Below are 18,786 nucleotides of genomic sequence, written 5' to 3'. Positions count from 1 at the left end.
TGCATTTGCCCATGGCGGAGTACATCGTCGCCATGTCAAAAGACCTCATGTTGATTGGATGAAGACCCTTAAGAACATTCCCTATACCGTGTCGATGGAGCTGGTGCGGGGAATTGTGCAGTCCATCGCGCGCAACGGACATGCGCCGCAGCCTTTCCTGCTGAAGGCCGGCATAGCACCTCAGTTGCTGGAGCAGCCTGGCGCGCGCGTCAGCTCGGATCAGTACGTTGCGTTGATGTGGCATGTGATCACGACGCTCAATGACGAGGCACTGGGCCTCTTCACGCGCCCGCTCAAGCGCGGCAGCCTGGAGCTGATCGCGCGCGTGGCCTCTGCCGAGCACACGGCGCAGAGGGCGCTGGAGCGCATGTGCGAGGTGCACAACCTGCTGCAGGATGATGTGGAGGTCAGTCTGCAGCTCAGGGCCGAAGAGGCTGCCATCTGCGTGCGTTCGCTGGGCAGCCGGCCTCAGGCCAATTTTCTGTACGAGTACCTGCTGCGCATACTGTGGCGTGTCTCTTCCTGGCTGATGGGTGGAGGGCTCAGGGTGCGACGGTTCGACTTTGCGTTTGCCCAGCCCGACTACGCCCGGGACTATGGCGAGGCCTTCCCTGCTCCCATGCGCTTCGGACAGGCAGTGTCGGCGTTCTGGTTCGAGTCAGGCCTGCTGCGGCGCGCATGCCGGCGCGACGAAAGCGCGCTGCGCAGCTTCGTCGCCAGCTGGCCGGCGGCCGCTGTCATTCCTGCGCGCGCTGCCAACGGCATTGCGAATCTGGTGCATGCGCATCTGCAGCAACGCCGTCCGGTCTGGGACGGGCTGGAGGCTACGGCAGCGGCGCTGCACATGTCGGCTCCCACCTTGCAGCGCAAGCTGAGTGCCGCAGGCACCTCGTTTCAGGCCATCAAGGATGGGATGCGCCGCGATATCGCCATCTCCCGTCTGGGTAGCAGCACGGTCAGCTTTGCCACGCTGGCGGCGGATCTGGGCTTTGCCGATGCGGCCGCGTTCCAGCGTGCCTTCAAAGGCTGGACAGGGAGCCCGCCGGGTCTCTATCGGGCCAGGGCGCCCTAGAAAACGGTGTTCGGGTGCACTCGGGGGGGCGCTCTCGGGCTGCGGAAAACCCTTGGGTGAAAGTCCCAGATATTTTTGCCGATCAAGTGATTGGTAAAAATAAAAGACGCCGATATGCTGCATCTCATGCAAGCAGTTCACGGAGAAATTCCGACCGTCAAACGCGGACGCGGCAGGCCGCCCAAGTCCACCGAGGAGCGCCATGAGAGCGCTCGCCGCAGCGAACTGGTCCGTGTCGCAGCGAGGCAGTTTCGCCTGCGCGGCTTTCACGGCAGCAGCACCCGCGAGATCGCTGCTGCGGCAGGCATGCAGCCGGGGTCCATCTTCTATTTCTTCGAGAGCAAGGAGGCCATGCTGCACGCGGTGATGCAGGATGGCATGACACAGGCTGCAGAGAGCCAGAACGCCGCGCTGCAAGCGCTGGGAGCACGTGCCAGCAGCGTGGAACGGCTGCGCGCCCTGGTGCGCAATCACCTGCAGATCATGGTGGGTGGCGAGAGCGATTTCATCCCCGTGATGCTCTACGAATGGCGCCTGCTCAGCGATGTGCAGCGCAGGCAGGTCAGCGCGCAGAAGGATGCCTACGAGGCGCAATGGATGCCCGTGCTGCAGGCGCTGTACCGCACCGGCAGGCTCAAGGCCCGTCCCGAAATCGCGCGACTGCTGATCTTTGGCGCACTGAACTGGACCGCACAGTGGTTTTCCGAGGACGGCCGCCTGAGCCTGGATGCGCTGACCGATCAATCTCTGGCACTGTTCATTGGAGAGCGCTGATGTACCGATCCGTTTTTCGCCCTGCGCTGTTTGCCGGGCAGGTGGTGGTGGTGACCGGCGGTGGCTCGGGCATAGGCCGCTGCATAGCGCATGAGCTGGCGGCGCTGGGCGCTCATGTGGCCCTGGTGGGGCGCAATGCGCAGAGGCTGCACAGCGTGCAGGACGAGCTGTCGCAGCAGGGAGCGCAAGCCAGCAGTCACAGCTGCGACATCCGCGAAGAGGCGGCAGTCAAGGTCGTAGTCGAAGAGATACTGACCCGGCACGGGCGTATCGACGCCCTGGTCAACAACGCGGGCGGACAGTATCTCTCGCCGCTTGCGTCCATCAGCGCCAAGGGCTGGCAGGCCGTGCTGGACACCAATCTCACCGGCGGCTTTCTCATGGCACGCGAGTGCCACGCACAGCACATGGCACGGCAGGGTGGCTCCATCGTCAACATGGTGGCCGATATGTGGGGCTCCATGCCGGGCATGGGGCATAGCGGCGCTGCGCGGGCGGGCATGGTCAGCTTCACCGAAACCGCTGCCGTTGAATGGGCTGCGCAGGGTGTGCGCGTCAACGCGATCGCACCGGGTTACATCGCCTCCAGCGGCATGGATCACTATCCGCCCGAGGCTGCGGACATGCTGCGCAAGATGCCGGCAACCGTGCCCGCGGGTCGCTTCGGCAACGAGGCCGAAGTGTCTGCCGCCGTGGTCTTTCTGCTCAGCCCGGCGGCCAGCTTCATCAGCGGAACGGTTCTGCGGGTCGATGGTGCCCGTCCTCAGGCGCGCATGGGCATGGGGCCGGTGGCTGCCAGTGCCGAAGTGCAGCAGCGCGTTGCGGTGCGCGCATTTGACGGATTTTCCCTCTATCGGACTCCCAAGGTGTTTCAGTCATGAGCGTCTTTGCATCCCAGTGGAATTCCGGCAGCGAGCTGGCGCAGCAGCGCCGGGTCGCCATGCTGGGGCGCATCGCCGCACTGCGCGAGCTGGAGCAGCGGGCGGCTCTGGCATCGCAGCGGGCCAAGCCGCAGTTTGAAAAACGTGGCCAGCTGTTGCCGAGAGAGAGAGTGGCGCTGCTGCTGGATGCGGGCAGGCCATGGCTGCCGCTGTGCACGCTGGCGGGCTTCATGCTGGACCAGGACGACCCGGCCAAGTCGGTTCCCGGGGGCGGAATGCTGGCGGGAATCGGTTTTGTCAGCGGTGTGCGGTGCATGGTGGTGGCCAGCGACTCGGGCATCGAGGCCGGGGCCATCCAGGAAAAAGGCCTGGACAAGATGCTGCGCGTGCAGGAGATCGCGTTGCAGAACAAGCTGCCCTTCATCCATCTGGTGGAGAGCGCGGGTGCCAATCTCATGCGCTACCGCGTCGAGGGCTTTGTGATGGGGGGGGCCTTGTTTCGCAACCTGGCGCGGTTGTCCGCGGCGGGTCTTCCTGTGATCACCGTGCAGCATGGCTCGGGCACGGCCGGCGGTGCCTATATGCCCGGGTTGTCGGATGTGGTCATCATGGTGCGCGGACGCTCGCGTGCGTTTCTGGCCGGGCCGCCCCTGCTCAAGGCGGCGACTGGCGAGATCGCGACCGAGGAAGAGCTGGGCGGTGCCGAAATGCATACCAGTATCTCGGGGCTGGGCGAGTATCTGGCGGAGGACGACCGCCACGCCCTGGGCCTGGCACGCACCGTGGTGTCTCAGCTATCTTCATGGAAGACGCCTGAAGCGGTTGATGCATATAAGAATAAAGCTATTGATTCAGGAGTTTCAGAGCCGCGTTATGACGCCGATGAACTGCTGGGGTTGATGCCGGCACACCACCGCGAGCCGGTGGACATGCATGAGGTCATGGCGCGGCTGGTGGACGGTTCCGAGCTGCTGCTGTTCAAGTCCGGCTACGGAGCCGCCACGCTCTGTGCGCAGGCGCATATCGGAGGCCACGCCGTGGGCCTGATCTCCAACAACGGCCCCATCGATGTGGCAGGTGCCAGCAAGGCCGCGCACTTCATTCAATGGATGTGCCAGCTGGGCCACCCCATCATCTATCTGCAGAACACCACGGGCTATATGGTGGGCAAGGACAGCGAGCAGGCCGGCATGATCAAGCACGGCAGCAAGATGATCCAGGCCGTGACCAACGCCACCGTGCCGCAGATCACCATCCAGTGCGGCGCCAGCTTCGGTGCGGGCAACTACGGCATGTGCGGCCGAGGCTATGCGCCGCGCTTTCTTTTCAGCTGGCCCGGTGCCAAGACGGCGGTGATGGGGGGCGAGCAGGCAGCCAGCACCATGCGTCAGGTCACCGAGGCCGCCATGGCACGCAAGGGCCTGCCCGTCGATGCCGAGCAGATGCAAAAGCAGTACGAGCAGATCGTGGCCATGTTCGAAGCCCAGGCCGATGCGCTGGTCACCAGCGGCTTGCTGCTGGACGACGGCGTGATCGATCCGCGCGACACGCGCGCAGTGCTCTCGTTCTGCCTGCAGACCTTGCACGAAGCGCAGCAGCGAACGGTGCGCCCCATGCAGTTCGGGGTCGCACGCATGTAGTGCCGCGCCTCTTTCCCCCATTTCTTCCAAACAGAACTCGACGGAGACAAGCCATGCAATGGACCCATGAACATCTGGAAGTGCGCAAGACCCTCAAACGCTATATCGACGAGAAGATCAATCCCTATGTCGACGCATGGGAGGAAGAGGAGATCTTTCCCGCACACCAGGTCTTCAAGGGGCTGGGCGACCTGGGCCTGCTGGGCCTGACCAAGCCCGAAGCCTATGGCGGCTCGGGGCTGGACTATTCCTACAGCCTGATGATGGCCGAGACTCTCGGGCATATCCGCTGTGGCGGCGTGCCCATGGCCATTGGCGTTCAGACCGATATGTGCACGCCCGCGCTGGCGCGCTTTGGCAGCGACGCCCTGTGCGAGCAGTTTCTGGCTCCGGCCATTGCGGGCGATATGGTCGGTTGCATCGGCGTGAGCGAGCCCGGTGCGGGCAGCGATGTGTCCGGCATCAAAAGCCATGCCCGCAAGGATGGCGACGACTACATCATCAGCGGCCAGAAGATGTGGATCACCAACAGCATTCAGGCGGACTGGATGTGCATGCTGGTCAACACCAGTGAAGGTCCGGTGCACAAGAACAAGAGTCTCGTCATGGTACCGCTGCGGGAGGGCCCGCGCGGCAGGCTGACCCCAGGCGTGGAAGTGGCGCAGAAGCTGCGCAAGATCGGCATGAACTCCTCGGACACAGGCCTGCTGTTCTTTGACGGGGTCCGCGTGCCGCGGCGCTATCTGGTGGGCCAGGAGGGGCAGGGCTTCATCTATCAGATGCAGCAGTTCCAGGAGGAGCGGCTCTGGGCCGCTGCCAGCAGCCTGCTCGCCATGGAGGACTGCATTCAGCAGACCATCGAGTGGGCACAGCAGCGACAGATGTTCGGCAGCACCCTGATCGATCAGCAATGGGTGCAGTTCAAGCTGGCCGAGCTGCAGACCGAAGTCGAGGCGCTGCGCGCGCTGACCTACCGTGCCGCCCAGATGTATATGGCGGGCCAGGATGCGCTGCAGCTGGCCAGCATGGCCAAGCTGAAGTCGGGGCGGTTGACGCGCGAAGTGGCCGACACCTGTCTGCAGTTCTGGGGCGGCATGGGCTTTACCTGGGACAACCGCGTCTCGCGCCTATACCGCGACGGGCGTCTGGGCTCGATAGGCGGCGGTGCCGACGAGGTCATGCTGGGCATCATCGGCAAGACCATGGGGCTGATCAAGCGCCAGGCACACTGAGGAGCGGCGCATGACTCAGGTGCTTGAAATCGAACGCCAGCCCTTGGGCAACGGCTTTGTGGAATGGTGGCGGCTGAACTCGCCGCAAACCCGCAATGCGCTGACCGACGAGCTGGTGCAGGCCTTGCGCGAACAGGCCACAAGAGCGCAGACGGATGCGCAGCTGCGCGTGGTGGTGCTGTGCGGCACGGGCGGGCATTTCTGTGCCGGAGGCAGCCTGGGCGGCTTTGCCAGCAGCATAGGCTCGCCGCTGCCTGCGGGGGCGCAGGACCCGCTGGTTCAGGTCAACCGCGAGTTCGGTCAGCTGCTGCAGGAGCTCGCGGAGCTGCCCCAGTTGCTGATCGCTGCTGTGCAGGGCGCTGCCATGGGCGGCGGTGTGGGACTGGTCTGCGTGGCCGACTGGGTGGTGGCGGATCAGCAGGCCGTCTTTGCGACGCCCGAGGTGACGCTGGGCATCGTGCCCGCGCAGATTGCGCCGTTTGTGCTGCGCAGGCTGGGCGACGGCGTGGCGCGCCAATGGCTGCTGGGCGGTCAGCGCTGGTCCGCAAGCCAGGCGCGGGAGGCCGGACTGGTGCAGGCCGTGATCCAGGCCACAGACGCTGTCCACTGGCAGAGCCAGCTGCAGCAGCAGCTCGAGATCTGCGCGCAGGCCGCACCACAGGCGATGGCCGCCACCAAAAAGCTGCTGGCAGCCATTGGGGGGCAAAGTCTGGATGCATCGCTGAACCAGGGTGCGCAGGTCTTTGCCAGCGCGTTGCGCAGCGCCGAAGCGAGGGCGGGGCTCAAGGCCTTTTCCAGCAAGCAGCCCGCTCCCTGGACCTGCAAGGCAGGAGGCACATCATGAAGCGCATCCTGATTGCCAATCGTGGCGAGATTGCGCTGCGCATCATGGCCACGGCCCGGCGCATGGGCATAGAGACCGTGGCGGTGTACTCGGATGCGGATGCGCAAAGCCTTCACGTGCAACAGTCCACGCAGGCCTATGCACTGGGCGGGCTGACATCGGCACAGAGCTATCTGGACATGCACAAGCTGCTGGCGGCCGCCAAGGCAACAGGGGCCGATGCCGTGCACCCCGGCTACGGCTTTCTCAGCGAGGATGCGGGCTTTGCCCAGGCCGTCCAGGAAGCGGGCCTGATCTGGATCGGCCCGCCGCCGGCGGCGATCCGCCAGCTCGGCAGCAAGGCCGCCGCCAAGCAACTGGCCAAGGCCCATGGCGTGCCCTGTCTGCCGGGCTACGAAGGCGACGACCAGTGTGACGCGCGCTTTGCCGACGAAGCCGCCATGATTGGCTACCCCGTCATGGTCAAGGCCGTGGCTGGCGGGGGTGGGCGCGGCATGCGGCTGGTGGAGAGTGCCCAGCAGCTGCATGCCGCTCTGAGCAGCGCACGTTCGGAGGCTCTGGCTGGCTTCGGCAACGGTGACTTGCTGGTGGAGCGTGCCGTCATGCATCCGCGCCATGTGGAGGTGCAGGTGTTTGCGGACGGGCACGGCCATGTGATTCATCTGGGGGAGCGCGATTGCTCGGTTCAGCGCCGACACCAGAAGATCATCGAGGAAGCCCCCAGTCCGGCCGTCAGTGCCGAGCAGCGCGAGCACATGGGCCGCTGCGCCGTGGCCCTGGCCAAGGCCGCAGGCTATGAGGGGGCAGGTACGGTGGAATTCCTGGTTGAAGGCCGGCAGTTCTATCTGATGGAGATGAACACCAGACTGCAGGTCGAGCATCCCGTGACCGAGGCCTTGACGGGCCTGGATCTGGTCGAGTGGCAGATTCGCGTGGCGCGCGGCGAAGCCTTGCCGCTGACACAGCAGCAGGTTCGGCTCGACGGCCATGCCATCGAGGTGCGGCTGTGCGCCGAAGACGAGAACTTTCAGCCCCATACAGGCGTGGTGCGGCATTTCTCGGCACCCGAGGCCGCCGTCTTCAGTCGCGCGCCGCTGCGCTTTGACCACGCGTTGCACACCGGCAGCGAAGTCACTCCCTATTACGACGCCATGCTGGGCAAGCTGATCGTCCATGCGCCAACGCGCGAGCAAGCCATCGACCGGATGATTCATGCATTGGGCAGCCTCTCGGTGCTGGGCTTGCCGACCAATCGCGCCTTTCTGATTGAGTGCCTGAACGACGAGGTGTTCAGGCGGGGCCAGGCTCTGATCTCCTATCTGGCGAGCGATGCGCCACGCTTGCAGCAGCTGCTGCGGGACAAGGAGGTCCTGGCGCACCAGCACTGGGGAGCGCTGTGCGCCGTGGGCCAAAGGCCGGGGCCGCTGGCCTGCAGCTATGCCCAGTTGCGCAAGCTGCAGCACCGGGGCCGGACGCAGGCACTGATGCTTCGGCCCGAGACCGCAGACAGCTGGCTGCTGCAGCGGCACGGCGCCGAGCCTGCGCTGCTGCAGGTCGACGCGCTGCTGGCCCATGGCTGGCGAGCGAGAGCTGCGGGCCTGAGCCAGACCGTGCAGGCCGTGGAGCTGCCCGCCGGGCAGGGCGGGCAGCGTTGGCATCTGCAGGCGGGCGACGTGGACTGGTGGGTCGAAGATGCAAGCTATGCACCGCCGGAGAATGCGGCGGCAGCGGGCCAGACCGCAGAGCTGCGCGCCCCGTTCAACGGGCGTGTGGTGCAGCTGGGCGTGCAGGACGGGCAGGTGCTGAAGGCCGGCGATGTGGTCGTGGTCATTGAGTCCATGAAGCTGGAGCACGGCCTGAGCGTGAAGGCCGACTGCCGCGTGGAGGCAGTGCTGGTCCATGCCGGCCAGCAGGTGGCGCCAGGCCAGGTGCTGCTGAAACTGGTGCCCATGCCTGGAGGACCCCCATGACGGATGCCGCCGAACGCGAAATGCTCTATGACCTGGTGCGCCGCTTCGCGCGCGAGCATATCGCTCCCCATGTCACGGCCTGGGACGAGGCCGGCCAGTTCCCACGCCAGCTCTATCGCCAGGCCGCCGAGCTGGGGCTGCTCGGCATCGGCTACCCCGAGGCGCTTGGTGGTACCGCGGCCACACACAGCCTGCGCGCCGCCCTGTGGCTGGCACTGTGCCGCCACGGCGGCAGCGGCGGCGTGCTGGCCAGCCTGTTGTCGCACAACATCGGCCTGCCGCCTGTGGTGGCTCTGGGCAGCGATGCGCTCCAGCAGCAGGTGGTACCCGATGTGCTGGCGGGGCGCAGGATCGCGGCGCTGGCGATTACCGAACCCGGTGGCGGATCGGACGTGGCGGCACTGCGCACCCGGGCCAGGCGCGAGGGCGACGAGTATGTGATCGAGGGCGAGAAGACCTTCATCACCTCGGGCATGCGTGCCGACTGGATCACGGTAGCGGTGCGCACGGGCGAGGACAGAGGTGCTTGCGGCATCTCCCTGATCCTCGTGCCGGGCGACAGCGCGGGACTGCTCCGCAGGCCGCTGCACAAGATGGGCTGGCAATGCTCGGACACGGCCCACCTGCTCTTTGACGGCGTGCGCGTGCCCGCCGCTCATCTGCTAGGGGTCGAAGGTGAAGGCTTTCGAGCCATCATGCACAACTTCAACGGCGAGCGCCTGGGCATTGCCTGCGCTGCGCTGGGCTTTGCCCAGGCCTGCTATGACGAGGCGCTGGCCTGGGCGCAGCAGCGCCAGACCTTCGGCGTGACGCTCAACCAGCATCAGGTCATACGGCACAAGCTGGTGGACATGCAGCAGCGCCTGCGCAGCACCGAAGCCTGGATCAACGCCGTCTGCGCACGTGCCGACGGCGGCGATAACGGGGCGGACTGGGTGGGCGAGGTCTGCGTGCTCAAGAACCACGCCACCCAGACCATGCAGTTCTGTGCCGACACGGCGGTGCAGATTCTGGGTGGCATGGGTTTCATGCGCGGCACGCTGAGCGAGCGCATCTACCGCGAAGTCAAGGTGTTGACGATTGGCGGCGGCACCGAGGAAATCATGAAAGAGCTGGCCGCGCGCCAGTGGCGTATCTAGCGCGGCTGTTGCAGCGGCCTCAGCCGTTGCCGGGAAATTTGAGCGAATCAGCCTGAAACGCTTGTGAATGAAGCGTTATCAGCTTCTATCCAAGGAGCGATATGTCCGACAAAGCCATTATTACCTGTTCCATTACCGGGGTACTGACCGATCCGAATCAGCATCATGTGCCCGTGACGCCGGAGCAGCTGGCGCAGGAGGCGCGCCGAGCCTACGACGCAGGCGCATCGGTGGTTCATGTCCACTTCAGGCGCCAGGAGGAGGGCAAGGGTCATCTGCCCAGCTGGGATCCGGCAGTGGCCAGGGCCTGCGTGGATGCCATGCGTGCAGCCTGCCCCGAGCTCATCATCAATCAGACCACTGGCGTGGTCGGCCCCGACTACCAGGGACCGTTGGATTGTTTACGTGCCACGCGTCCCGAGATGGCGGCCTGCAATGCGGGCTCGCTCAACTATCTGAAGACCCGCAGCAACGGAAGCTGGGCCTGGCCCCCCATGCTGTTCGACAACCAGCCCGCCAAGGTGCAGGACTTTCTCGATGTGATGGCCGAGACCCACACGCTGCCCGAGTTCGAGTGCTTTGACGTGGGCATCGTGCGCTGCGTGGGCATGTATGTGGAAACCGGCATGTACCGAGGCCTGCCCGAATACAACTTCGTGATGGGGGTGGAGTCCGGCATGCCGGCAGACCCCGATCTGCTGCCCATACTGCTCAGGCTCAAGATCAAGGATGCGCCCTGGCAGACCACGCTGATCGGGCGCAGCGAGATCTGGCCCACGCATTTGCGCACAGCCGAGCTCGGCGGACATCTGCGCAGCGGACTGGAAGACACTTTCTATCTGCCCGACGGCAGCAAGGTTGCATCCAACGCTCCTTTGATCGAGCAGCTGGCGCGCTATGCGCGCGATGTGGGGCGTGAGGTCGCCACTCCCAGGGAAGCCAGGCAGATGCTGCATCTGGCGGCCTGAATCGGGGAGAGCTTGCAGATGAACGCTTGTACTACTCCCCAGACCGTGGCCCAGGCATTGGCGCAGACCGTGGCCGCGCATCCAGACAGGACCGCCTACATCGACCAGGGGCGCAGCTACAGCTGGCAGCAGGTGGATGTGATGGCCGGCGCCTGGGCCGCCCATCTGTCCTCGCTGGGTCTGCGGCCCGGTGATCGCATCGGCATCATCCTGCCCAACGGTCTGCCCTGGGTGCTGAGCTATCTGGCTGCGGCGAAGACGGGGCTGGTCGTGGTGGGCCTCAGCGTCCGATACCGCGATGCCGAGCTGGACTTCATGCTGCAGGACAGCCAGGTCAAGGCCGTGCTTGCTCCGCGCGAGTTTGCCGGCTTCGACTACCAGAACACTCTGGCGCAGGCCCGTCGGCGTCTGGCGGCGCTGGAGCATCTGCTGTGGGTGGACGAGAGCTTTGAGCAGTCGCTGCAGCCGGGCGCAAAAGTCCCGCCTGCAGGCCCCGGCCCTGCACCGGATGACCTGCTGATGATCATCTACACCTCGGGCACCACGGGCAGGCCCAAGGCCGCAGGGCTGACGCATCGCTCTCAATTGGGCTCAGCGCTGGCGCAGCATGCGCATGTGAAGGCTGTGGCGGAGGATATGGTGCAACTGGCCATGCCGCTCAACCATGTGGGCGGCATTACCTGCGGCGTGCTGACCATGCTGCTGGCGGGCGGTTGCTGCGAGCTGGTGCCCATGTTCAGCCCCGAATGCGTGTTGAGGATGGCGCAAGAGCATCGGCCGACCTGGCTGGTGGGCGTGCCCACCATGCTGACGCTGCTGCTCATGCATCCGCTTCTGGCCGAGGTGGATATGAGCCGGCTGCGCCTGATTGTGGTGGGCGGATCGAATGTGGAGCCGGTGTTGCTGCAGCGGCTGCAGCAGCAGTTTCCGGGCGTGAACATCATGAATCTCTACGGTCTGTCCGAGACTTCCGGTGCCATCGCGATGACACCTTGGCAGGCGGATCAGCAGGCCCTGCTGCACAGCATCGGCAAGCCGCTGCAAGGGGTACAGCTGCGCGTGGCCGGGGCTGACGGAGAGGAACTGCGCAGCGGCGAGGTGGGGGAGCTGTGGTTTCGTGGTGCTGGGGTGATTCCGGCCTATGTGGGGCAGCAGCAGGACGAAGAGGCGTTTGCCGGCGGCTGGCTGCATTCTGGGGATCTGGGGCTTGTCGATGAGCGGGGCCTGATCTACCTCAAGGGGCGGCAAAAAGACATGTTCATACAGGGCGGTTTCAACGTCTATCCCAGCGAGGTCGAGAGCGTGATCGCCAGTCATGCAGGCGTGCTGATGGTCGCCGGCATCGGCGTGCCGGACCCTGTGTTGGGCGAGGTGGGGCGCTACTACATCGTGACCCGGCCCGGTGCCAGCGTGAACGAGGAGGAGCTGCTCGCGCATTGCCGCCAGCAACTGGCGGACTACAAGCTGCCGCGCCAGCTGGTGTTCCGCACCGAGTTGCCGTTGACCCCGGCAGGAAAGATCGAGAAAGCCCGTCTGCGGGCAGAGGAGTGAGGTCCGTGATGGTGCCGCCAGGCTTCTCGGATCTCCAGGTGATGGCGTGCGCCGGCATCCACGGCATCCGCCCGTGGGGTGCCCGCAGCGGTCCTGTCGCGCATCGGGCGCGGGAGCCTCTGCGGCAACCCCGGTCCCGCCTGATCTTCCTCGGCGCGCCGCAGTCCACCCTCGCCACGATGCCCTGGAACCATGGCCGGGCTGGCAGGGGCGCAGTGCACCATCTGGCGCGGGGGCCGGCGCAGGAGCGGGGCGGGCAGGGGCATCTGTGTGAATGCACGCTCGCACGGCTCCATCGCGGCCAAGGCAGGCTTGCGCCGCCGCGCAGTGCCAGGCCCTGCAGATGCACTGGTGCGCTCCATGGTGCCGCTGGGGCGCATGGGCACAACCGCAGATATGGCCCCGCGGGCCCTGTCTTCGGGCCGCGATGTGGCCGGCGACCGCCGGCACGGCCAGGGCCTTTGACGCAGGGCTCAGGGCCGCAGGGCCAGCTTTCGCCCATGGTTGCTGCCGCCGCGATGGCCATGCCGCAGCAGGATTAGAGACACAACAAGAAAAAGCGTGGGTTATGGGTTCCGGGTTGCACACTATCAAGGAGACAAACCATGATCGAGATGAGTCTGACGAAAGAGGCTCGGCGCATCCGGCGCATTGCGCTGGGTGACCTGCTCTATCGTAGTGCGCGCAAGTTCGGCAGCCGCACGGCGCTGGTCGATGGTGCCGAACGCATCGGCTATGACGACCTGGATGCGCGAAGTTCACGCTTCGCGCACTATCTGCTGTCAACGCTGGGGCCGGGCAAGCAGGTCGGCATGCTGTGCGCCAACTCCATAGACATGGTGGTGGCCTGCAATGCCATTCACAAAGCGGCTCAGGTGTGGGTGCCCGTCAATATCAGGCTGGAGGTATCGAGCATCGACTACATCCTGCGGCATGCCGAGGTGTCGGCAGTGGTGGTCGATCAGGAGCTGCTGGACCTGCCCGGACTGGCCGGGCTTTTGCAGCAGCTGCAAGTGCCGCTCGTCATCACGCGTGCGCGGCTGCCGCAGCCATTGCCGGGCATCTCTCTGGCGCAGGCCGAGGCAGGGCAGGCCGACATGCTGCCCGAGGTCGATATCGACGACAGCCAGGCCGCCTTGCTCATGTACACCAGCGGCACCACGGGCCATCCCAAGGGAGTGGTTCATTCGCATCTGTCGGTGTATGCAGCAGTCAAGGGCAATATCGACGAGATGAAATACGACGAGGCCGATGTGCTCAGTGGCTGGCTGCCCCTGTTCCACTGTGCCCAGCACTCGCTGGTGCAGACGGCGCTGGCGGCAGGCGCATGCACCGTGCTCACGCGGCAGTTCGTACCGGCCGAGGTGGGGCAGCTGGTCGTCAGGGAAGGGGTGACGATTTTTGTCGGGCTGCCCCTGATGTATGCGGCAGTACTGGCCGATCCTGACTTCTTGCCGACCACCATCCGGAAATGCATCTATGCCATGGCGCCCATCCCCAAGCCCTTGATCGCCCAGATTGCGCAGCGCATGTGTCGCGATATCGCGTTGGCCACCGGGCAGACCGAGATCTATCCGGCCACCATGACGTTCCATCCCTTGCTCCATGCCGAATGCGATGCCAATTTCTGGGGCCGATCACTGAGCACTTGCGAGACCGCCGTCATGGATGACGATGGCAATCTGCTGGGGCCCGGTCAGGTCGGCGAGATCGTGCATCGCGGCCCCAATGCCATGCTGGGGTATTTCAAGGATGCCAAGGCGACGGCTGAGGCGCAGAAGTTCGGCTGGCACCATACCGGCGACCTGGGCAGGTGGGACGCCCAGTGGCGCATGGAGTTCATCGACCGCAAGAAGGACATGATCAAGTCCGGCGGCGAGAATGTCGCCAGCGTGAAGGTCGAAGCGGTAGTGCTGGCTCATCCGGAGGTGGCCGCCGCTGCCGTGTTCGGCCTGCCGCATCCGCACTGGAGCGAGGCGGTCTGTGCCTTCGTCATGCGCAAGCCGGGCTCGAATGTCGACTCGGAGTCGATTCTGGCCCATTGCCGCCATCATCTCAGCGGGTTCGAGATGCCCAAGCTGGTGCATTTTGTGGAGGCATTCCCATCAACCGCCACCGGCAAGGTGCAGAAAAACGTGATGCGCCGCCAGTTCGAGCAACTGGCCAGGCAATTGTGGGGCAGTTGACCTCTGGCGTGTATACGGCATGGCCTGCCCCGGGCAGGCCATGCTTTCACGCGCTCTCGCGCGCCCAGTTCAGGACCGGGTCGGCGCGGGTTTCGATGAGCTTGTTGCGGGCCTTGAGCAGCGGGTCCAGCATCTCGGGCTGGGGCACGATCCAGTATTCGCCGCGCTCGATGGCTGCAAAGACACGCTCGGCAAACGCCTCGGCGTCCATGCCGTTTTCATCGAGCATATGGGTCATCATCCCGTGAAACTGCGCCGACGCTGTGCCAGGCGCTTCCCGGAAGATGGCCGTTTTCACGGGGCCGGGAGCCAGCAGCGAGACCTTGATCCTCGGATCGAGCGCGGCCAGTTCCCCTGCCAGTCCCTCGGTCAGTGCGACCACCGCGAACTTGGTGGCGGAGTAAGGCGTCATCATGGCGCTGGGTAGAAAGCCGCCCACGGATGCCGTGTTGATGATGCGGGCGGGCCGGTCGGCCTGGAGCAGGCGCGGAACAAAAGCGCGCAGGCCGTTGACGATGCCATTCACATTGACCTGCCAGGCCTGCTGCCACCTGGCGTCACTGATCTCCCAGCTATTGCCGGTGCTGAGCACGCCCGCGTTGTTGAAGAGCAGATCGACCTGGCCGAAAGCGGCATAGGCCTTCTCGGCCAGGGCATCCAGCGACGCCTGACTGGTGACATCGGTGGCCACGGCCAGGGCCTGATCTCCAAGTTCCTGGGCGATTTTCTCCAGACCCGTCTGGTCGCGGTCGGCAAGCACGACCCTGATTCCAAGAGCGACAGCCTTTCTGGCAAGGCCTGCACCGATTCCACTGGCTGCGCCCGTGATGACAGCAACTTTCATGATTTCCCCATTGGCTGAATATGAGTGGATTAAAACACTGCCTGCTCTTTGATATTGACCACGAATTCCCGCTTGACATGGATTGGAGCTGTTAACAGTCTGTATTGATTGATTCGACGAAAAACCTGCTTGACATATAAAAATCTGGGGCACAGTACGTCCGAATGGATTAATGGTTTTCACTAGGGACTGTAAACACAATCTGATTTTGTAAAGAGGAAAATTCAGAGTGATTTCAATATGAAAAATACCAAGAATCTCCATACTCATCGCCAATCGGTGGCGGTCAGTCAGTATTGAGGTTTGACAATGAATCCATTCATCAGTGGTTTGAAAGACAAAGTGGTCCTGGTCACGGGCGGCGCGTCGGGCATCGGCCTGGCCAGTGCCGAGGCTTTGGCCGCCAGCGGTGCCCGGGTGGTCTGCGCCGACCTGCAGCAAAGCCAGGACCTGCCGCAAGGCTGCGAATTTCGCCGGCTCGATGTGAGCAGCGAGAAGCTGACCGAGGAACTGGTGTCCGATGTGATCGAACGCTACGGGCAGATCGATGGCCTGGTGACATCGGCAGGAATCTCCCGTGTGGGCGATCTGGAGCACATGTCGCTCCAGGATTGGGAGCAGGTGCTGCAGGTCAATCTGACAGGAACCATGCTCAGTGCCCGTGCCGTGGCTGGCCCCATGAAACGGCGAGGCCAGGGTTCCATCGTCACCATCGCCAGCATCAACGGCATGCTGGGCAACCCGAACAATCTGGCCTATTGCACCTCCAAGGGCGCCGTGATCCAGATGGTGCGCAGTCTGGCAGCGGAACTCGGTCCCAGCGGTGTGCGGGTCAACAGCATCAGTCCCGGCTACATCCACACGCCCATGACGACGATGCTCGATGAACTGCCCGTCGGTCAGGCTTTCGCATCCATGCACCTGCTCAAGCGGGCGGGCAGGCCGCAAGAGGTCGGTAATGCCGTGGCATTCTTGCTTTCCGATATCTCTTCATTCATTACCGGGGTCAATCTCCCGGTCGATGGCGGTTTTTCCGCGGCCAAGGTCATTGCTATTTGAGGATTCCCCATGAAATATGATGTCATCGTGATTGGATGCGGAATGTCCGGCATTCTGGCAGGTATTCATCTGAAGAATAGTGGAAGGAAATTCATTATTCTGGAAAAAGCGAATAGATTGGGGGGGACCTGGAGAGATAATACCTACCCAGGTTTGACTTGTGATGTGCCATCGCACGCTTATACCTATTCTTTCGAGCCCAATCCCGAATGGTCCCGGGTGCTTCCGCCGGGAGCCGAGATTCAGCAGTATTTCGAAGGCGTGTTCCGGAAATACGGTATTGCCGATTATTCGCAGTTCGATACCGAAGTCACGCGTGCCGAATGGATGGGCGATGCCTGGACGCTGCAGGATCAGCATGGAAGGCAATACCAGGGCAAGGTGGTGATTGCCGCCACCGGTGTGCTGCATCATCCCAACTACCCTCATATCCAGGGCCTGGAGACGTTCGAGGGAAACACGATCCACAGTGCGCGCTGGGATCATTCGGTATCCCTGGACGGAAAGAGGATCGGGATCATCGGCACAGGCTCGACGGGCGTGCAAATCGTCTCGGCGCTTGCGGGACGGGCCAAGGTGCGGCATTTTCAGCGCACGGCCCAATGGATTTTCCCGGTCGAGAACCCGGCCTTCAGTGAAGAGCAGCGTGCCGAATTCCGCAGCAACCGCGACCTGCTGGTGTATCTGCAGCGCGAGCCCACGTATCTGGCGAATGTGGAGCGTTTTACCGAGGGGGTGCTGAACCCCGATTCCGAGCAGATTCAGGAGATCCAGAAAATCTGCCAGGACAACCTCGATGCTTCGGTGGCCGATGCCGCGTTGCGGCAAAAGCTGCAGCCCCATTACCGTGCCGGCTGCAAGCGTCTGATTTACTCGCCCGACTATTACCAGGCGATCCAGCAGCCGGATTCCGAGCTGATCACCGAAGCTATCGCCCAGGTCGAGAAAAGCGGCGTGAGAACCAGCGACGGCGTGTTGCACGAGGTAGACATCATCGTGCTGGCCACGGGATTCAAGACCGACCGCTATGTGCGCCCCATGCATGTGAAAGGTGTGAACGCTGCGACGCTGGAGCAGGCCTGGAGTGACGTACCCACGGCCTACAAGTCCATTTCGGTGCCGGGCTTTCCCAACTTCTTCTTCATGAACGGGCCGACCTCTCCCGTGGGCAACTTCTCGCTGATCGATACCTCGGAAATGCAGTGGGGTTATATCTCGCAGCTGATCGAGCGCGGGCAGCAACCGGGAGTGGCAGGGCTTTCAGCCAGTCCCGAGGCGCTGGCGCAGTACGACCGTGAGCGCCTGCAGGCCGCCAAAGGCTCTGTCTTCGGATCGGGCTGCAACAGCTGGTATCTGGACAAGAACGGCGTCCCCAACACCTGGCCCTGGTCGCAGTCGCGATTCAGGCAGGAGATGAGCAAGCCGGTTTGGCAGGACTATATCCACCACCAGACCGAGGCGGTCGAGGCCTGACGATCCCCTTGCGCCCGGCCCTGGCGGGCGCGCTCCATTCAATTCAAGGAGACCCCATGCAGATACATCCCGAAATGGCTGCCGTGCTGGAGCAGTTCAAGGATGCTCCGACCCTGGATTTTGGGGCCACTCCGGTGCCCGAAATCCGCAAGCTCATGGACCACATGGCCTTCCCGCCTGCCGACCTGCCCATGCATGAGGTGCGCGAGCTGCACATTCCCGGCGGTGATGACCAGTCGCTGAGGCTGCGCCTGTACCGTCCGGGTCCCGCTCGGGCGGCACCGGTCATGGTGTATTTCCACGGCGGGGGCTGGTGCATAGGCACGCTGGACACGCATGACAATCTGTGCCGCCAGCTGGCGCGAATGACCGGCATGAACCTGGTGTTGGTCGATTACCGGCTGGCTCCCGAGCATGTCTTTCCTGCCGCGCTTGACGACGCCTATGCCGCCACACGCTGGGTGGCGCAGCATGCGGCCGAGCTGCATTGCGATGCGCGGCAGCTGATGGTGGCGGGCGACAGCGCGGGTGGCAATCTGGCCGTCGCCACCTGTCTGCGCGCGAAGGAGCAGGGCTGGAGAGGCATCGCCCAGCAACTGCTGTTCTATCCGGTCTGCGATGCGCACATGGGCGCGCCGTCGCATGCGCTTTACGGCCAGATGCCGCTGCTCACCACCGAAGCCATGGCTGCGATGTGGCACCACTATCACCCCTCCAGGCCAGTCCACCCTCTGGCTTCCGTCATGGAGTACCCCGATGTGTCGGGCCTGCCCGCAGCGGTGCTGGTGACGGCGGAGCTGGATATATTGCGCGATGAAGGCGAGGCTTTTGGCTTGCGTCTGCAGCAGGCCGGCGTGCCGGTCGCCAGTCTGTGCGCGCAAGGGATGCCGCACGGGTTTGCCAACTTCGGCACCCTGGTGCCGGCGGTGGCGCGGTTGCTCGAAGAGGCCTGCGCAAAGCTGTCACCGGCCAAGGCCATGGTGGCGGACCCGTCCTGAATTTGGCAACTGTTCATGCGTACAGTTGTGTGTGATGGAAGCCTCAGCTTTTATCCCCGCATCATGTGGACGCTCTTGTGGAAAACTACGCATTCAAGCCCTGAAACCCGCGCCAGATGGCGCTTTGCACGGATTGCCTAAAAAATAGACGATTT

At 64.0% G+C, this 18,786-nt stretch carries 16 protein-coding genes; 15 read left to right on the top strand and 1 reads right to left on the bottom strand.

Going from position 1 to position 18,786, the window contains the following annotated elements; genetic code table 11:
• Window positions 1-58 precede the first annotated feature (58 nt).
• The 12 genes from E2583_RS19945 (at window position 59) to E2583_RS19890 (ending at window position 14,257) form a co-directional block, all read left to right on the top strand.
• Window positions 59-1,072: an AraC family transcriptional regulator gene (locus E2583_RS19945; RefSeq protein WP_291597970.1), complete on the top strand. Its 1,014-nt coding sequence runs from the start codon at window positions 59-61 to the stop codon at window positions 1,070-1,072.
• Between the two features lie 126 nt (window positions 1,073-1,198).
• Window positions 1,199-1,846, top strand: coding sequence for a TetR/AcrR family transcriptional regulator (locus E2583_RS19940; RefSeq protein WP_291597969.1), 648 nt, complete (start codon window positions 1,199-1,201; stop codon window positions 1,844-1,846).
• The gene (locus E2583_RS19935) at window positions 1,846-2,727 is read left to right on the top strand and encodes an SDR family oxidoreductase (protein ID WP_291597968.1); all 882 of its coding nucleotides are present in this window, start codon (window positions 1,846-1,848) and stop codon (window positions 2,725-2,727) included. The genes E2583_RS19940 and E2583_RS19935 overlap by 1 nt, the downstream gene beginning before the upstream one ends.
• On the top strand, window positions 2,724-4,367 hold the full coding sequence (locus E2583_RS19930; protein ID WP_291597967.1) for an acyl-CoA carboxylase subunit beta: 1,644 nt from the start codon (window positions 2,724-2,726) through the stop codon (window positions 4,365-4,367). The genes E2583_RS19935 and E2583_RS19930 overlap by 4 nt, the downstream gene beginning before the upstream one ends.
• A gap of 53 nt (window positions 4,368-4,420) precedes the next feature.
• A complete protein-coding gene (locus E2583_RS19925; protein ID WP_291597966.1) occupies window positions 4,421-5,599 on the top strand; it encodes an acyl-CoA dehydrogenase family protein in 1,179 nt (392 codons plus the stop codon).
• A 10-nt stretch (window positions 5,600-5,609) separates the two neighbouring features.
• Complete coding sequence (locus E2583_RS19920) at window positions 5,610-6,443, top strand: enoyl-CoA hydratase-related protein (protein ID WP_291597965.1); 834 nt, start codon at window positions 5,610-5,612, stop codon at window positions 6,441-6,443.
• Window positions 6,440-8,413 carry a biotin carboxylase N-terminal domain-containing protein gene (locus E2583_RS19915; RefSeq protein ID WP_291597964.1) on the top strand — a complete coding sequence of 658 codons (1,974 nt, stop codon included), beginning with the start codon at window positions 6,440-6,442 and terminating at the stop codon, window positions 8,411-8,413. The genes E2583_RS19920 and E2583_RS19915 overlap by 4 nt, the downstream gene beginning before the upstream one ends.
• A complete protein-coding gene (locus E2583_RS19910) occupies window positions 8,410-9,552 on the top strand; it encodes an acyl-CoA dehydrogenase family protein (protein WP_291597963.1) in 1,143 nt (380 codons plus the stop codon). Before E2583_RS19915 ends, E2583_RS19910 begins: the two co-directional genes overlap by 4 nt.
• Window positions 9,553-9,653: 101 nt before the next feature.
• Window positions 9,654-10,520 carry a 3-keto-5-aminohexanoate cleavage protein gene (locus E2583_RS19905; protein WP_291597962.1) on the top strand — a complete coding sequence of 289 codons (867 nt, stop codon included), beginning with the start codon at window positions 9,654-9,656 and terminating at the stop codon, window positions 10,518-10,520.
• Between the two features lie 18 nt (window positions 10,521-10,538).
• A complete protein-coding gene (locus tag E2583_RS19900) occupies window positions 10,539-12,071 on the top strand; it encodes a class I adenylate-forming enzyme family protein (RefSeq protein ID WP_291597961.1) in 1,533 nt (510 codons plus the stop codon).
• 270 nt (window positions 12,072-12,341) lie between these two features.
• Window positions 12,342-12,536 (top strand): hypothetical protein, encoded by a 195-nt coding sequence (locus E2583_RS19895; RefSeq protein WP_291597960.1) that lies wholly within the window; start codon window positions 12,342-12,344, stop codon window positions 12,534-12,536.
• Window positions 12,537-12,676: 140 nt separating this feature from the next.
• Window positions 12,677-14,257: a class I adenylate-forming enzyme family protein gene (locus E2583_RS19890; protein ID WP_291597959.1), complete on the top strand. Its 1,581-nt coding sequence runs from the start codon at window positions 12,677-12,679 to the stop codon at window positions 14,255-14,257.
• A gap of 46 nt (window positions 14,258-14,303) precedes the next feature.
• On the opposite strand, the gene E2583_RS19885 is transcribed toward E2583_RS19890, so the two are convergent.
• A complete protein-coding gene (locus tag E2583_RS19885) occupies window positions 14,304-15,101 on the bottom strand; it encodes an SDR family oxidoreductase (protein WP_291597958.1) in 798 nt (265 codons plus the stop codon).
• A 309-nt stretch (window positions 15,102-15,410) separates the two neighbouring features.
• Here E2583_RS19885 and E2583_RS19880 point away from each other — a divergent pair, with 309 nt between their 5' ends.
• The 3 genes from E2583_RS19880 to E2583_RS19870 are packed head-to-tail and all read left to right on the top strand — an operon-like array spanning window position 15,411 to window position 18,631.
• Window positions 15,411-16,160, top strand: a complete 750-nt coding sequence (locus E2583_RS19880) for an SDR family NAD(P)-dependent oxidoreductase (RefSeq protein ID WP_291597957.1) — start codon at window positions 15,411-15,413, stop codon at window positions 16,158-16,160.
• A 9-nt stretch (window positions 16,161-16,169) separates the two neighbouring features.
• Entirely contained in the window at window positions 16,170-17,633 is a 1,464-nt protein-coding gene (locus tag E2583_RS19875; protein WP_291597956.1) for an NAD(P)/FAD-dependent oxidoreductase, read from the top strand.
• 56 nt (window positions 17,634-17,689) lie between these two features.
• Complete coding sequence (locus E2583_RS19870) at window positions 17,690-18,631, top strand: alpha/beta hydrolase (RefSeq protein WP_291597955.1); 942 nt, start codon at window positions 17,690-17,692, stop codon at window positions 18,629-18,631.
• Window positions 18,632-18,786: the final 155 nt, after the last annotated feature.

It is taken from the genome of Comamonas sp., from assembly GCF_009360615.1.
Taxonomy (GTDB): domain Bacteria; phylum Pseudomonadota; class Gammaproteobacteria; order Burkholderiales; family Burkholderiaceae_C; genus Comamonas.
Note: the sequence above shows the minus strand (reverse complement) of the source record. Positions and strands in the feature narration are given on the sequence as shown.

Coding starts and splice junctions, on each gene's coding strand:
- E2583_RS19945 (WP_291597970.1), top strand. CDS start 59: ATGAAGACCCTTAAGAACATTCCCTATACCGTGTCGATGGAGCTGGTG.
- E2583_RS19940 (WP_291597969.1), top strand. CDS start 1,199: ATGCAAGCAGTTCACGGAGAAATTCCGACCGTCAAACGCGGACGCGGC.
- E2583_RS19935 (WP_291597968.1), top strand. CDS start 1,846: ATGTACCGATCCGTTTTTCGCCCTGCGCTGTTTGCCGGGCAGGTGGTG.
- E2583_RS19930 (WP_291597967.1), top strand. CDS start 2,724: ATGAGCGTCTTTGCATCCCAGTGGAATTCCGGCAGCGAGCTGGCGCAG.
- E2583_RS19925 (WP_291597966.1), top strand. CDS start 4,421: ATGCAATGGACCCATGAACATCTGGAAGTGCGCAAGACCCTCAAACGC.
- E2583_RS19920 (WP_291597965.1), top strand. CDS start 5,610: ATGACTCAGGTGCTTGAAATCGAACGCCAGCCCTTGGGCAACGGCTTT.
- E2583_RS19915 (WP_291597964.1), top strand. CDS start 6,440: ATGAAGCGCATCCTGATTGCCAATCGTGGCGAGATTGCGCTGCGCATC.
- E2583_RS19910 (WP_291597963.1), top strand. CDS start 8,410: ATGACGGATGCCGCCGAACGCGAAATGCTCTATGACCTGGTGCGCCGC.
- E2583_RS19905 (WP_291597962.1), top strand. CDS start 9,654: ATGTCCGACAAAGCCATTATTACCTGTTCCATTACCGGGGTACTGACC.
- E2583_RS19900 (WP_291597961.1), top strand. CDS start 10,539: ATGAACGCTTGTACTACTCCCCAGACCGTGGCCCAGGCATTGGCGCAG.
- E2583_RS19890 (WP_291597959.1), top strand. CDS start 12,677: ATGATCGAGATGAGTCTGACGAAAGAGGCTCGGCGCATCCGGCGCATT.
- E2583_RS19885 (WP_291597958.1), bottom strand. CDS start 15,101: ATGAAAGTTGCTGTCATCACGGGCGCAGCCAGTGGAATCGGTGCAGGC.
- E2583_RS19880 (WP_291597957.1), top strand. CDS start 15,411: ATGAATCCATTCATCAGTGGTTTGAAAGACAAAGTGGTCCTGGTCACG.
- E2583_RS19875 (WP_291597956.1), top strand. CDS start 16,170: ATGAAATATGATGTCATCGTGATTGGATGCGGAATGTCCGGCATTCTG.
- E2583_RS19870 (WP_291597955.1), top strand. CDS start 17,690: ATGCAGATACATCCCGAAATGGCTGCCGTGCTGGAGCAGTTCAAGGAT.